This is a genomic window from Streptomyces griseomycini, from assembly GCF_014203535.1.
Classification (GTDB): Bacteria; Actinomycetota; Actinomycetes; order Streptomycetales; family Streptomycetaceae; genus Streptomyces; species Streptomyces griseomycini.
The window spans coordinates 492,356-506,253 of record NZ_JACHJI010000004.1 but is presented as its reverse complement, the minus strand read 5'-3'; the positions used below and the strand labels follow the sequence as shown (position 1 = coordinate 506,253).

The 13,898-nt window shown below is 75.5% G+C and carries 13 protein-coding genes; 6 read left to right on the top strand and 7 right to left on the bottom strand.

Annotated features, from left to right (window positions below; all coding sequences use genetic code 11):
• Nucleotides 1-529 precede the first annotated feature (529 nt).
• Nucleotides 530-2,083 carry a carboxylesterase/lipase family protein gene (locus tag FHS37_RS14010; RefSeq protein WP_184820862.1) on the bottom strand — a complete coding sequence of 518 codons (1,554 nt, stop codon included), beginning with the start codon at nt 2,081-2,083 and terminating at the stop codon, nt 530-532.
• Nucleotides 2,084-2,257: 174 nt separating this feature from the next.
• Here FHS37_RS14010 and FHS37_RS14005 point away from each other — a divergent pair, with 174 nt between their 5' ends.
• Entirely contained in the window at nt 2,258-3,307 is a 1,050-nt protein-coding gene (locus tag FHS37_RS14005) for a LacI family DNA-binding transcriptional regulator (RefSeq protein ID WP_184820860.1), read from the top strand.
• A gap of 319 nt (nt 3,308-3,626) precedes the next feature.
• Nucleotides 3,627-3,965 carry a type 2 periplasmic-binding domain-containing protein gene (locus tag FHS37_RS14000; protein WP_184820858.1) on the top strand — a complete coding sequence of 113 codons (339 nt, stop codon included), beginning with the start codon at nt 3,627-3,629 and terminating at the stop codon, nt 3,963-3,965.
• Here FHS37_RS14000 and FHS37_RS13995 read toward each other — a convergent pair whose 3' ends face one another.
• Nucleotides 3,966-4,613 (bottom strand): ThuA domain-containing protein, encoded by a 648-nt coding sequence (locus FHS37_RS13995; protein WP_184820856.1) that lies wholly within the window; start codon nt 4,611-4,613, stop codon nt 3,966-3,968.
• A 33-nt stretch (nt 4,614-4,646) separates the two neighbouring features.
• Entirely contained in the window at nt 4,647-5,291 is a 645-nt protein-coding gene (locus FHS37_RS13990; RefSeq protein WP_184820854.1) for a hypothetical protein, read from the bottom strand.
• A gap of 98 nt (nt 5,292-5,389) precedes the next feature.
• On the opposite strand from FHS37_RS13990, the gene FHS37_RS13985 reads away from it, so the two are divergent.
• Together FHS37_RS13985 and FHS37_RS13980 are read left to right on the top strand one after the other, a co-directional pair.
• Nucleotides 5,390-6,505, top strand: a complete 1,116-nt coding sequence (locus FHS37_RS13985) for an NADAR family protein (protein WP_184820852.1) — start codon at nt 5,390-5,392, stop codon at nt 6,503-6,505.
• A gap of 58 nt (nt 6,506-6,563) precedes the next feature.
• The gene (locus tag FHS37_RS13980) at nt 6,564-6,968 is read left to right on the top strand and encodes a VOC family protein (RefSeq protein ID WP_184820849.1); all 405 of its coding nucleotides are present in this window, start codon (nt 6,564-6,566) and stop codon (nt 6,966-6,968) included.
• Here FHS37_RS13980 and FHS37_RS13975 read toward each other — a convergent pair.
• The 3 genes from FHS37_RS13975 to FHS37_RS13965 form a co-directional block, all read right to left on the bottom strand.
• Complete coding sequence (locus FHS37_RS13975) at nt 6,948-7,637, bottom strand: helix-turn-helix domain-containing protein (RefSeq protein ID WP_184820847.1); 690 nt, start codon at nt 7,635-7,637, stop codon at nt 6,948-6,950. The genes FHS37_RS13980 and FHS37_RS13975 overlap by 21 nt on opposite strands.
• Nucleotides 7,638-7,712: 75 nt before the next feature.
• A complete protein-coding gene (locus tag FHS37_RS13970; RefSeq protein WP_184820845.1) occupies nt 7,713-8,723 on the bottom strand; it encodes a hypothetical protein in 1,011 nt (336 codons plus the stop codon).
• Nucleotides 8,724-8,864: 141 nt separating this feature from the next.
• Complete coding sequence (locus FHS37_RS13965) at nt 8,865-9,800, bottom strand: AraC family transcriptional regulator (RefSeq protein ID WP_184820843.1); 936 nt, start codon at nt 9,798-9,800, stop codon at nt 8,865-8,867.
• 81 nt (nt 9,801-9,881) lie between these two features.
• On the opposite strand from FHS37_RS13965, the gene FHS37_RS13960 reads away from it, so the two are divergent.
• A complete protein-coding gene (locus FHS37_RS13960) occupies nt 9,882-10,751 on the top strand; it encodes an NmrA family NAD(P)-binding protein (protein WP_184820841.1) in 870 nt (289 codons plus the stop codon).
• 24 nt (nt 10,752-10,775) lie between these two features.
• On the opposite strand, the gene FHS37_RS13955 is transcribed toward FHS37_RS13960, so the two are convergent.
• Entirely contained in the window at nt 10,776-11,918 is a 1,143-nt protein-coding gene (locus FHS37_RS13955; protein WP_184820839.1) for a YihY/virulence factor BrkB family protein, read from the bottom strand.
• Nucleotides 11,919-12,006: 88 nt separating this feature from the next.
• Here FHS37_RS13955 and FHS37_RS13950 point away from each other — a divergent pair, with 88 nt between their 5' ends.
• The gene (locus FHS37_RS13950) at nt 12,007-13,641 is read left to right on the top strand and encodes an acyl-CoA dehydrogenase family protein (protein ID WP_184820837.1); all 1,635 of its coding nucleotides are present in this window, start codon (nt 12,007-12,009) and stop codon (nt 13,639-13,641) included.
• The last annotated feature ends 257 nt before the right edge of the window (nt 13,642-13,898 follow it).

Below are 13,898 nucleotides of genomic sequence, written 5' to 3'. Positions count from 1 at the left end.
AACACCGGCGCGGTGTGGCCCGCCGGGCGCCGGTCCGGACGTCCTCCGCGAGGTACGTGGCGCACGCCGTGCGGGGTCCGTGCCCCCCGTCGCGCCTCGCGTCCTGCCGTCCAGTCCGCCCCGTCCGTCCAGTCCGCCCCGTCCGTCCCGTCCGCCGTGTCCTCGGGGGTGTGAGGAGCTGTGACGCCGCCATCAGGACGAGACCGCCCAGGACGAGCGGCATGTTGCCCCCGGAGGGCGTGAGGCGCGCGGTCGCGAGCCCTCCGGCCAGCAGGAGCGCACCGGCACCCCACAGTCCGGGACGGCCCACGCTGTCGCGGAACCAGGGCAGCACGATCCGGCCGGTCACCAGGGCCACCGCCCCCGCCGCCCCGAGCACCAGCGCCATCACCGGACCGACGACCAGAACGAACGCGGACACGCAGCCCCCTTCGACCATTCCTGCGATGATCATCTCAGGGGCCTCGGCAGCCCCGACGAGGGACTCTCCTTCCCCGGTCGCGGGGTGTCCGGGAGGTGTCGCGTCCCCTCAGCCCCGCCGGAGCGCGCCGCTGCGGCGCAGTCGGCGGATCACCGAGCGCAGTTCCGGCGCCGACGCGGGCGCGGGCTCCTCGGCGGGGGCGTCGGCCGTGGCCCACAGGGCGAGTTCGCGGTCCCGTGGGCCGTGGGCGACGTGCGGCGCGCCGTCGCCGAAGACCTGCACCGGATGCCCCGCGTCCCACCGCTCCCACCCCGGCGAACCGTCGGCGACGAACCGCACCCACGCGCCGTGCATGGCGTCGGCCAGCTCCCGCGGGGCGCCCTCGCCGGCGAGTTTGCGGGCGTCGGGCTCGTCCCCGCTGTCGAACACGAACCCCAGCTCCAGGGCGTGGCAGGCGCCCATGCGGGGCCGGTTGGACGGCCAGGCGAACTCGTAGACGTACGACGGCTCCGTGCGGCCGTCGGCGAGACGGTGCAGCGGGATGCGCAGCAGGTGGTCGGTGACCATCTGCCCGACGATCTCGACGGTGCCGGCGTCCGGGCGCAGGGTGCGGTAGCCGCGCGGGACCTCGCTGCCGCAGTGGCAGCGGGCCATCGCGCCGGCGAGGGCGACCGCGCCGAGCCGGTCGACGCGGTCCAGCAGGCCGCCGGGGACCAGCCAGAGCCGGTACTCGTCGCGGGTCCAGCCGGCGAGCAGGTCGACTCCGGGGGCGGCACCGTCCGTCAGCGCCTCCAGGGGGTCGCGCGGGACGAGGTCGCCGTCGACGACGATGCCGAAGGCGGGGCCGCCGAGCACCGGGCTGCTGCGCCGGCCCACGTCGGCCTGGACACGGAGCAGCTGTTCGCGGTCGACGGCGGCGAAGGCCTCGGCGGTGGCGGGGACCTTCAGCCGGTTCGCCATGCGGCGGACCATCCGCCGCACCTTGTCCCGGTCGGCCGCCTCGGGCGGCCCGCTCTGCAGGACGGCCCGCCGGACCAGCCCCCGGGCCTGCGGCGCGGCGATGAGCGCACCGGTGCTGATGGCCCCGGCGGACTGGCCGCCCAGGGTGACGCGGCCGGGGTCGCCGCCGAAGGCCGTGACCGCCTCGTGGACCCAGCGCAGGGCGGCGAACTGGTCGCGCAGGCCGGGGTTGGCGGGGGCGTCGGGGAACAGGCCGTAGCCTTCGACGCCCAGCCGGTAGTTGACCGACACGAACACCACGCCGTCGCGGGCGAAGGTCCTCCCGTCGTACACGGGGACCGCGGAGGAGCCCCTGGTCAGGGCGCCGCCGTGCAGCCAGACGAACACCGGCAGCCGGGCGTCGGGGGACGGGTCCGGGGTCCACACGTTGAGGTTGAGGCAGTCGTCGCCGGGCACGGCCGGGTCGGACAGGTACTGCGCGAACGCCTCGGAGTACGGCGGCTTCGGGGCCGTCGGCCCGAAGGCCCCGGCGTCGCGCACACCGTCCCACGGTTCCGGCGCGGCGGGCGGCCGGAACCGGCGGGGCCCGAACGGCGGCGCCGCGTACGGGATGCCCCGGAACACGGCGACGCCCTGCTCCCACCGGCCGCGCACGGCTCCGTGCGGGGTTCTGATCACGGGGTTCTTCCGGCCTGCCGTCATGCGCCCACCAGCCCTTCGCCGCGCCGCTCCCACGCACCGGCGGACCCGCCGGTGACACAAGAGCACCACGGCGCTCATCGGTATTCCTGCGTACGTGCACGGGTTCTTCCCGGACGCGCGGGCCGGATCTAGAGTAGGAAGCGCTTTCTATCCGGTGAAGAGGTGGGGGTTCCGATGGTCCGTCCGGGGCGTGCGGACGTGACGGCCGGGCCGACGCTCGCGGTCGTGGCCCGCGCGGCGGGGGTGTCGGTGCCGACCGCGTCGAAGGTGGTCAACGGCCGCCAGGACGTGGCCCCGGAGACCCGCCGCCGGGTCACGGAGGCACTGGACCGGCTCGGTTACATCAGGAGGCCCCGGTTCGATACCGGGAGGGTGCCGCGGCTGGTGGACCTCGTGGTGCGGTCGCTGGAGGAGACCGGGTCGGGCGCGGTGCTGCACGGCGCGGAGGGGGCGGCGCACGACGCGGGCCTGGAGATCGTGGTCTCGGCGGCCGCGAACCGCGGCCGCCCCGACGGCCCGGAGCGGGACTGGCTGGACAAACTCGTCCTGCGCGGCTCGTCCGGGGTGCTGTTCCACCTGGCCGAGCTGAGCGAGCCGCAGTACGCGTGGCTCGAGCGGCACCGCGTCCCCTTCGTGATGGTCGACCCGGTCCTCGAGCCCCCGGCGGGCGTCGTCTCGGTGGGCGCGGCGAACTGGCAGGGCGGGGTGACGGCGACGGAGCACCTGCTGTCCCTGGGCCACGAGCGCATCGCCGTCGTCACCGGTCGCCGGCCCACGATGTCCGGCGACGCACGCGTCGCCGGCTACCGCTCGGCCCTCGCCTCGGCGGGCGTGCGGCACCGCGCCGAGTACGTCCGCCGCGCCGGCCCCGACGCGGCCGCGGCCCGTCGCCGCACGCACGAACTCCTCGACCTGCCCGAGCCGCCGACGGCCGTCTTCGCCTGTTCGGACCGGACGGCGCTCGGGGTCTACGAGGCCCTGGCCGAGCGGGGCCTGCGCGTACCGGACGACATGAGCGTGGTCGGCTTCGACGACCTCCCCGAGTCCCGCTGGCCCACCCCGCCCCTGACGACGGTCCGCCAGCCCCTGTCCGAGATGGCGGCGACGGCCCTGCGCCTGCTCCTGCGCATGATGGACGGCCACCACCCGGAGAGCACCCGTACGGAGTTGTCGACGCGCCTGGTGGAGCGCGCGAGCACGGCACGGCCCGGACCCGGGCGGTAGCCGCTTCCCCGGGCGGCCCGAGGCGGCCACGCGGCCGGCCGCCGCACGCACGGCCCGGGCACCGCCCTCGTGCGACTGCCCGGCGGAGGGACGCTGTCCAGCCCCCTGCCCACGGCACGACGATGCTCCGACGGCACCCCGGCCCACCTCCTCGGGAACGCCGCACCGGGCACCGGACCGGGCACGGCCGGACGAGAACCGCACCGGGCGACCGGCCACCCGCTTCCCGCCCCTCAGCACACGGGCCACGGTCACGGGCCGTGTCGCGCCGTTGCCCGGCGGCACGGCACCGCGCGCCGGGAGCGACTGCTCGGCCTGCGTGCGCAAGCTCCGGCAGGGCGACGCCGACGCCGTGTTCACCGACGAGGCGCTGCTCCACGGGTTCGTGGAGCAGCAGAGGAGCGGCAAGGTGCCCCTCGAGGTCGTCCGCGACGTCTCGTCCGGGAACATCAACCGGTACGGCATCGGGCTGCGGGAGGGCCGGCCGGAGGACTGCGCCGAGCTCCGGGAGGCCCTGGGCGACTACCTCGCCGAGGAGTGGGCCGGCGACGTCAGGGCCCAGCCGCCCGCGCCGGTCGCCGCCTATCCCGGCGACCGGGAGAACCGCTTCCGTCCCGACCCGCAGGACCTGAACACGCACTCCTCCCGCAAGGAGTGATCACCGGGCGGCGGCCCAGGTGACGCCGCCGAGCAGGTGGGCGCGGAAACGCGGGTCGGCGTAGGCCTCGGCGGCGTGCCCGAGCGCGGTGTAGAAGACGCGCCCGGCGCCCTGTCCGCGGCACCAGGCCAGCGGGTGGTCGCCGCCCATGCCGCCGCCGTCGTACGACGACTCGTCGGCGGAGACGAGGACCCGCACGGCGGAACGCGGGTTGGTGCGGAAGTCGTACCACTCGTCGGTGAACTCCCACACGGGCGGCAGGTGCCGGGTCGCCGGGTGGTCGTGGTCCTCGACCACGGCGCGTCCCGGCTGGAAGGCCGGATGCCGGTCGAAGCGGGCGCCGAGCAGCTCGCCGTAGTACGGCCAGTCGTACTCCGTGCAGGCGGCGGCGTGCACCCCGGCGAAACCGCCGCCCGCCTCGACGTACGCCGCGAGCCGCTCCCGTCCGGCGGGGGTGAGCACCTCGCCGCTGGTGGAGAGGAAGACGACGGCGGCGTACCGGTCCAGCGGCGCCTCGAGGACGGCGGGGTCCTCGGTGGCGTCGACGTCGAAGCCGCCGAGGGCGCGCAGGGCGGCGACGCCGGCGGGGATGGAGTCGTGCCGGTAGTCGGCGGTGCGGGTGTACACGAGGAGCGCGGGGACGGCCATGGGCCCGAGCCTATGCCGGGCCGGTCCGCCGCCTCACCCGCCCGCGCCCACGTCGTTGCGGGGCGCCCCGTCACCGGCCGGCGGCAGGTCGCCGCGCTCGACGGGGCCGGTCGGCTTCGCGTCGTCGGCGGGGCCGGTCGGCGCCGCGTCACCGGCGGGTGCGGACGGCAGCAGCCCGGCGGCCTCCTCGCCCGACGGCCGGTGGGCGTCCTCCGCCGCCCTCCGCACCACGTCCCGGGGGACCGAGGCGTCGCCCTCGAGGCGTACGACGTGGCCCTCCTTCACCACGGCGTACTCGTGCCCCCCGCCTCCGCTCCGGTACCAGACCCCGTCCTCCTCCTCCTCGCACACCGTCTGCCGCTCGGTGCAGTCGGCGGCGGACATCGTGCCCCGGTCGACGTACAGCCGCAGCTGCCCGCCGCTCCCCCGCGAGACGTACGTGGCGGAGAACCCGTCCCCGCCGTACACCCCGGCGGACTGCGGGGCGAGCGCGAACCCGGGTGCCCCGGTGACGTACACGAGTTCCGGTGCGATGCCCAACGCCCTGGCTCGGGGCGCGAGTCCGGGGGCGGGGGCGGCGGCGCCCGCCTCCCCCGCCCCCTTGACCTCCTCACCACAGGCGGTGAGCAGCAGAGGGGCGAGCAGCAACAGCGGCAGGACGCGCGCGGTACGGATCATGCGCCCATCCAACCGGATGCGGGCAGCCGCGCGGGAGACGCCCGGCGCCGGGGGAAACCCGGTGTCGCGCGGTCGGGCCGTTCCTCCAGACTGTCCGGATGACCGGCAACCGGATCACCTACCGCACGGTGGACGGCATACGCGTCCCCGGGACGTGGCGGCACGTCTTCATCCGCAACGTGCGCCACCACCTGACCGACCTGTTCATCTACGCGGACGGGCTCGTCGACTGCTGGGGCCTGGTCACCCTGGAGGAGTTCGGGGGGAAGCTGCGCAGCGGCTGGGTCGCGACCGAACTCCCCGAGGGCGCGGAGGCGTCCGCCTTCGAGCTGGCCACGTGGAAGTTCGGTGAACCGCGCACCTGGCTCACCCCCGAGACGCTGGTGGCCGAGATACGCGACACGATCGACCAGCTCAACGGGCGCCCGGACTCGACGGACCGCTGTCTGGCCGCCGTCGACGCGTTCCTCGCGGACCGCACCGAGGAGAAGCGGGCCGCTGCCCGCGACGCCTACTTCGCCATCCCCCGGACACAACGCCCCTACGCACTGGGCGACATGGACCGCAAGGACCGGCCGCTGCAGGTCCCGGTCGCCGGGCCCGGCGGGTTCGCCGCCCGCCGGCCGGACGAGGAGATCACGCAGGAGGTCTACGACCGGGCGCTCGCCTACTTCGAGGACCGGGCGAAGTGGAGGGCCGAGCAGCGCTCACGCGTGCCGGCCGACGGTCCCGCCACCCCCGTCGCCCCCGCGATCCACCTCTGCCAGAGCCACCCGCTCGAAGCGCCGGACGACCCGGGCACCGAGGCCCTGCGCAACGAGTACCCGGCGCCCGTCGAGGTCGACGGCGTCACCTACCCCACGGTCACCCACGCCTACTGGTCCCTGTCGGCCGCCGACCCCGCCGTCCGGGAAGCCGTCGCCCGGGCGGGGGGGGGCACGTTCGAGGCCCGCAGCCTGGCCGCCGGTGCCGACCGGCGCGAGGGCTGGGAGCAGGCCCGGACGGCCGTCATGGCCGCGCTGCTGCGCGCCAAGTACACCCAGCATCCGCACCTGGCCCGCGTCCTGCTGTCCACGGACGACGCGACGCTCGTCTACGACGACATCGCCTCGGGCTTCTGGGGCGACAACGGCGGACGCGGCCGGAACTGGGCGGGCCGCCTCCTGGAACTCGTCCGCTCGGAGCTGCACGCCGGGCGGTCGTCCCCGCGGTGACCGCCCGGCTGTCCGATTCCTTCAAGACCGGGTGGGCGGGACGTCCTACGGTTGCCGCATGAGTGCACGATTCGATGCCATCGGGCTGGTCGTCTCCGACATGGCCGCCTCCGTCGCCTTCTACCGCCGCCTCGGTCTCGCCTTCCCGGAGGGGGCCGAGAAGCAGGGGCACACGGAGGCCGAACTGCCGGGAGGGCTGCGGTTGATGCTGGACACCGAGGAGACGGTCCGGTCCTTCCGTCCGGGCTGGGAGCCGCCGTCGGGCGGGGGCCGGACCTCCCTGGCGCTGAGGTGTGACGGTCCCGCGGAAGTCGACGCGCTCTTCGCGGAGCTCCTCGACGCCGGGTGCCGCTCCGAGCTCGAGCCGTGGGACGCGGTGTGGGGCCAGCGGTACGCCGTCGTCCTCGACCCGGACGGGAACGGGGTCGATCTGTTCGCGCCGCTAGCCGCGGGCGGCCAGTAGCTCGCGCAAGGGCAGGCCCGCCAGGTCCCGTACCTCGCGGGACAGGTGGGCCTGGTCCGCGTAGCCGGTCCGGGCGGCCGTCTCCGCGAAGGGGACGCCCGTGCGGGCCAGGGCCAGGGCGCGGCGCAGGCGGAGGATGCGGGCCAGGGTCTTGGGGCCGTAACCGAACGCGGCCAGGGAGCGGCGGTGCAACTGACGGGCTCCCAGGCCGAGTTCGTCGGCGGTCGCGGCGACCGGACGGCCGGCGTCCAGGGCGGTCACGATGCGGCCCAGCACGGGGTCGGGCGGAGCGGTCTCCGAGGCCCGGCGCAGGGCCAGTTCCTCCAGGCCGCGCGCCGGGGCGTCCGCCGCGTTCACGCGAGCCGTCAGGCGACGCACCCGTGCCGCCGGCCAGAGGTCCGCCAGCTCGACCCGCCGGTCGCGCAGCTCGTGCGCGGGAACGCCCAGCAGGGCGGGCGCCGTGCCGGGGAAGAAGCGGACGCCGGCCCAACCGCCCTGCGCGCCCCCGGTGACGTACGCACGGGTGTCGGGCCCGGCGACCAGCAGGCGTCCCTCGTGCCACAGCAGGTCCATGCAGCCGTCGGGCAGCACCCGGCCGCTCCCGGGCCCGGCCGGCGTGCTCGTCCACACCACCGCTCCCGCCAGCCGCGAAGTCCGCTCCCGGTACACACCCGACAGACTACGGCGTACGCGCCCGCGCCCCGCTCCCGCTCCCGGCCCGCCGCGGACGCTCGGCCCGTGGCTTCAGCGCTCCCGGCCGGCGGGCCCGGGGGCTTCCGACAGGTTCCACGCGACGGCACCGGCGTCCGGCCCCGTGGAGGCGATCTCGTACGTCACTTCGCCACGCGGCCGTTTCACGGCCACCAACTCGTTGCCCGTGTTGCAGGGCAGCCGGTGGGTGGTGGTCGCCCCGGCGACGGTGAGCCTCACCGTGACCTCGTCGCCGCGCCCGGAGCAGGCGACCGACAGGAAGTGGTCGGTGCCGGGGTCGAGCGCGGGGACGCGGCGGCGGACCCGTCCGGGGAGGTCCTCGGCGCCCTCGTCGGCGTGGTCGTCCGGTGCGCGGTCCAGGTTCACGTCCGTGTACAGGCCGCTCAGTGCCTCCTGCCGGTAGACGTTCCGCGGAGAGGTGCCCTCCAGCAGCCGCTGGACGTCGCGCAGGGTCCTGGGCCGGTACGTCTCGCCGACGGCGAACTTGGCGACCGCGTCCTCGGGCAGGCCCAGGACGGCCCTGCGATACGCGCCGGGGGTGACGGTGCGGCCCTCGAGCTCTCCCCTCCCGAGGGTCCCGGCGTCGTAGGGCAGGGCCGCGTCGTCACCGATCAGCTGCACCCCGCTCCCCAGGCGGGTGAGGCCCACGACGTAGGTGTGGCCGGGCTCGAGGCGGGGCGCCCCCTCGCGGGCGGCCTCCTCCCTGCCGCCCCGGAGGGTGGTGTACCAGCCCTTCGCCCGCAGGGTGATCTCCTCGGGCAGCCGGGGCGCCCCGGGCCTCGACCAGACGGTCCGGGTGACGGTCGCGGTGACCGTCCGGGGGATGTGGTCGCCCTCCGGGTCCGGCTCGCCCGCCTCCTCCCGGGTGACGCGGACGACGGCGGCGTGGTCGCCGTGGGCGACCCACTCCTGCGCGGCGGCCGAGCCGCGGAACGGGTCGTACGAGGCGCGGGGGAACACCCGGCGGCCGTCGTCGCCCGCGACGGCCACCGCGCCGCCGACGGCCGTCAGCACGGCCAGTCCGGCGGCGATCCCGGTCCTCACTCGTCTCCTCGATGCCACTGCGCTCCCGTCCGACGCCCCAGGTCCCGTCGATCGCCGACGGTCACCGACAGGGGACGACCCGGACGGCCGTCCGGTTGCGCCGGTGAGTCGTCGGACCGCGCGGACGCGCGGCCGGAAGGCCTAGGCCGGCCGCGTCCGCCAGTCCTGCGGGCTGACCCCGTACGTCCGTTTGAAGGCCGTGGACAGGGCGAACGCGCTGCCGTAGCCGACCTGGCGGGCGATCGCGCCGATCGTGTCGTCGGTGTCGCGCAGCCGGTCCGCGGCGAGGGCGAGGCGCCAGCCGGTGAGGTACGTCATCGGGGGTTCGCCGACGAGCTCCGTGAAGCGGCGGGCCAGGGCGGCGCGGGAGACCCCGGCCTTCGCGGCGAGCGCGGCGACCGTCCAGGGGTGCGCGGGGTGGTCCTGGAGCAGGCGCAGCACAGGGCCGACGACCGGGTCCGCCCGGGCCCGGTACCAGGCGGGCGGTTGCGCCTCCGGCCGGGCGAACCAGGCCCGCAGCGCGGTGATGACCAGCAGGTCGAGCAGCCGGTCCAGGACGACCTCCTGGCCGGGTGCGTCGCGCACGACCTCCTCCGTGAGGAGCGGGGTGAGGGGGCAGTCCCACACGTCGGCGGTGAGGGAGAGCAGGGGAGGCAGGGCGTCCAGCAGCCGGCCGCCGATCTCGCCGCGCATCTGGTAGGTGCCGATCAGCAGCACCGTCCCGCCGTCCGGCCGGTCGCCCCAGGTGCGGACGCCGAGGTCCATGACGCCGTTGAGGGGGCGCCCGTCGGGGTAGTGGCACTCCCCGCCCGGCAGGATCAGCGCCTGGGGCGCCGTGCCGGGGGCGTCGGCGCAGGTGTACGGGTCCGGGCCGCGGGCGAAGGCGAGGTCGCCCGGCCCCAGGCGGAGCCGGTCGCCCCGGTCCGGCAGGATCCACGCCGCACCGCGGACCACCAGCATCACCGTCAGCGGCGCCTCGTCCTCCACGCGGATCGCCCACGGCGGGTCGAAACACGCCCTGATCATGAACGCGCCCCGCGCACGGGGGCCTTCCAGCAGGCCGGTGAGAGCGTCCATGGGGGCAGCGTAGACGCAGGCGCATGGGGATGAGCCGCTCGGCGATGTCCCCCCGCGGCGGACGGCAGTTGACTGGTCCGCATGACACAGGAGACGAACGGCACCGAGGGTGCGAAGGCCGTGAAGGACGCGAAGGACCTGACCGTGGTCGTCACGGGCGCCTCCGGGCGCACCGGGAGCCGGGTGGCGCGGGCGGCCGGGGCGGCGGGGTTCACCGTGCGGGCGGCGTCGCGGGCGACCGGGTTCGACTGGGGCGACCGTTCGACCTGGGCGGGCGCCCTGCGCGGGGCCGACGCCGCCTACCTCGTCCACCCCTCGGACGTGGGCGCCCCCGGCACCGCCGAGGCGGTCGGCGGCCTCGCCCGCGAGGCGCTCGCCCTCGGCGTGCGGCGGCTGGTGCTGCTGTCCGCGCGGGGCGAGGACCAGGCGCTGCCCACCGAGGAGGCGCTGCGGGCGTCGGGGGCGGACTGGACGGTCGTGCGGGCCGCCTGGTTCGCGCAGAACTTCAGCGAGGGCCCGCTGGCGGCGGAGCTGCGGCGCGGGGAGCTGGTGTTCCCGGCCGGTGAGGTGCGCGAGCCGTTCGTGGACGTGCGGGACGTCGCGGAGGTGGTGGTGGCCGCGCTGACGGACGGGGAGCGGTACGCGGGGCGGACGCTCACCGTGACGGGACCCCGGCTGCTGACGTTCGGGGAGGCGGTCGCGGAGATCGCCGCGGCGACGGGACGCCCGCTGGCGTACCGGGCGGTGCCGGCGCGCGACTACGGCGAGGCGCTGCTCGGCTTCGGGGTGCCGCCGCGGGAGGCGGCCTTCCTCACCGGGGTGTTCGAGACCCTGCTCGACGGCCGCAACGCGCACCTGGAGGACGGGGTGCGGCGGGTGCTGGGGCGGGAGCCGCGGGACTTCGCCGGCTTCGTGCGGGAGGGGGCGGCGGCCGGCACCTGGGGGGAATGACACCGGCCGGGAGGGGCCGGTGCCTCACCCCTCCTCGTCCGACGGCCCCTCCCCGTTCCTCTGGTGGGTGGTCTTCACGTGGGCGCGCAGCCGTGCCGTGACGTCCTCCGGCGGCAGGAAGCGGGACCAGCGTTCGGGGAACTCGGAGGGCATGTCGGGGTCGGCCTCGCCGGCCGCGGCGGCGGTGCGGGCGACGTACTCGGCGACCTGGGCCTGGCGCAGCCGCTCGTTGGCCTCGCGGGCCGCGGCCGTCGCCGCGGCCGGCCAGACCCGGTCGATGGCCGCGTTGACCGCGGCGCCGACGAGGACGGCGAACGCGGACACGCCGATCCACAGCAGGACGGCGACGGGGGCCGCGAGGGAGCCGTAGATGGTGGGACCCTCCACCGTGTTGGTCAGGTAGATCCGCAGCAGGAAGCTGCCCAGCACCCACATGGCGAGGGCGACCAGCGCACCGGGCACGTCCTCGATCCACGGGGAGCGCACGGGCACGGAGACGTGGTACAGCGTGGTCAGGAAGGCGACGGACAGCAGGATCACGACCGGCCAGTACAGGATCTGGACGAGCGTCGTCGACCAGGGCACGATCCGCACGACCGCGTCCGGGCCGGCCACCATCAGCGGCAGCGCGACCGAGCCGATCAGCAGGGCCACGATGAACAGCAGGAAGGCCAGCAGCCGGGTCTTGACGATGCCCCGCACCCCGTCGAGGCCGTACATGACGGTGATGGTGTCGATGAAGACGTTCACCGCGCGGGAGCCGGACCACACGGCGATCAGGAAGCCGAGGGAGATGACGTCGGGCCGGCCGCCCTTCATCACGTCCGCCAGGATCGGCTCCGCGATCTGCTTCACGCCCCGGTCGGACAGCACCGTGCGGGAGGCCTCCAGGAGGTTGTGCTGCAGGCTCTGGATGGTGTCGGCGCCGGTCCAGGCGTCGACGTAGCCGAGCAGGCCGATCATGCTGAGCAGCAGCGGGGGCACCGACAGCAGCGTGAAGAACGCCGCCTCGGCCGCCAGGCCCAGGATGCGGTACTCCATGCACGAGTTGACGGTGTCCTTGAGCAGCAGCCAGGCGGTCCTGCGTTTGGAGACGTTCCGGTAGAGGGCCCGGGCCCGGTGGAGGCGGCCGGAGGGCGTGTCGGGGGTTTCACTTGCTGGCTGCACGCCCTAAAGGTATCCGTCGTGCCTGGTCGCACTCACCCCAGGCGGAATCGTCGGGTGCGGCAGGTCCGCCGCGGGGTACGTTCGTCGCATGGCAGGCACCACGCACACCGTGACCAACCAGGCTCCGCCGCTGGTGCAGTACGACGTGTTCGGCGCCGACCGCGCCCTGGTGGAGGCGGTCGGGCGGCACCTGGATCCGGACGTGCTGGACGAGGGCCTCTCCGAGCTGTCGGCGCTCGGGCGGACCGCCGGGTCCGCGCAGGTGCAGGAGTGGGGGGTGCTGGCCAACGAGCATCCGCCGCGGCTGCGCACCCACGACCGCTACGGTCACCGGATCGACGAGGTCGACTTCCATCCGTCCTGGCACCGGCTGCTCGGCAAGGGCGTCTCGGCGGGGCTGACGGCGGCCTGGGGGCGGCCGGGCGGGCACGTGCGGCGGGCGGCGGCGTTCCTGGTGTGGACGCAGGTGGAGGCGGGCAACGGCTGCCCGCTGTCGATGACCCACGCGGCGGTCCCCGCCCTGCGCACGGACCCGGCCCTGGCGGCGGAGTGGGAACCCCGGCTGACCTCGGTGGTCTACGACCGTGAGCTGCGGCCCGCCGGGCAGAAGCCCGGTGCCCTGTTCGGGATGGGGATGACGGAGAAGCAGGGCGGCAGCGACGTGCGGGCGAACACGACGGCCGCCCGGCCGCTGGCCGAGGACGGCGCGTACGAGCTGACCGGGCACAAGTGGTTCTGTTCGGCGCCCATGTCGGACGCCTTCCTGGTGCTGGCACAGGCGCCCGGGGGCCTCACGTGCTTCCTGGTCCCGCGCGTGCTGGCGGACGGCACGCGCAACGTGTTCCTCATCCAGCGGCTCAAGGACAAGCTGGGCAACCGGTCCAACGCCTCCGCCGAGGTCGAGTTCGCCGGGACGTGGGCGCGCCGGGTCGGGGAGGAGGGGCGCGGGGTGCGCACCATCATCGGGATGGTGGCGGCGACCCGGCTCGACTGCGTGCTGGGTTCGGCGGGGCTGATGCGGCAGGCCGTGGCGCAGGCGGTCCACCACTGCACGTACCGGGAGGCGTTCGGCGGGAGGCTCGTCGACAAGCCGCTGATGCGCAACGTGCTCGCGGATCTCGCGCTGGAGTCGGAGGCGGCCACCACGCTGGCGCTGCGGCTCGCCGCCGCGTACGACGACGACGGCGAGCAGGAGCGGGCGCTGCTGCGGATCGCGGTGCCGGCGGCCAAGTACTGGGTGACCAAGCGGTGCGCGCCTCTCGCGGTGGAGGCGGCGGAGTGCCTGGGCGGCAACGGGTACGTCGAGGAGTCGGGGATGCCCCGGCTGGTGCGCGAGTCGCCGCTGAACTCGATCTGGGAGGGCGCGGGCAACGTCCAGGCGCTGGACGTGCTGCGGGCGCTGCGCCGGGAGCCGGCGGCGCTGGACGCGTACCTGCGGGAGGTCGGACAGGCACGCGGGGCCGATCACCGGCTGGACGCCGCGATCAAGGACCTGCTGACCGAACTGGCGGACCTGGAGGGCGTCGAGGGGCGGGCGCGGCGACTGGTGGAGCGGCTGGCGCTGGTGCTCCAGGGGGCGCTGCTGGTGCGGTACGCGCCGCCGGAGGTGGCGGACGCGTTCTGTGCGGCGCGGCTGGGCGGGGACGGCGGCGCGGCCTTCGGGACGCTGCCGCACACGCTGGACCTGGCGTCGGTGGTGGAGCGGGCCCGGCCGGTGTCCTGAGGCGGCACGGGTTTCCCGGGGCGGCGGTGCGACGCGGGGGTGGTGCTGCGCCGACACGGCACCACCCCCGCCACACGGGCCCCTTACGAGCCGTGGACGCCGCTCGGGACGGCGTCGCTCAAGTTTCAAACACCGCGGGGCCGTCCACCAGGGTTGCAGGGGGTTGCAACTTGCTGCCGCCGTGACCGTACCGAGCTCCTCGGCCGGGGGCAGACGGCAGTATGAGACCGACAGTCAAGAACGGATCTCGGGGGTGC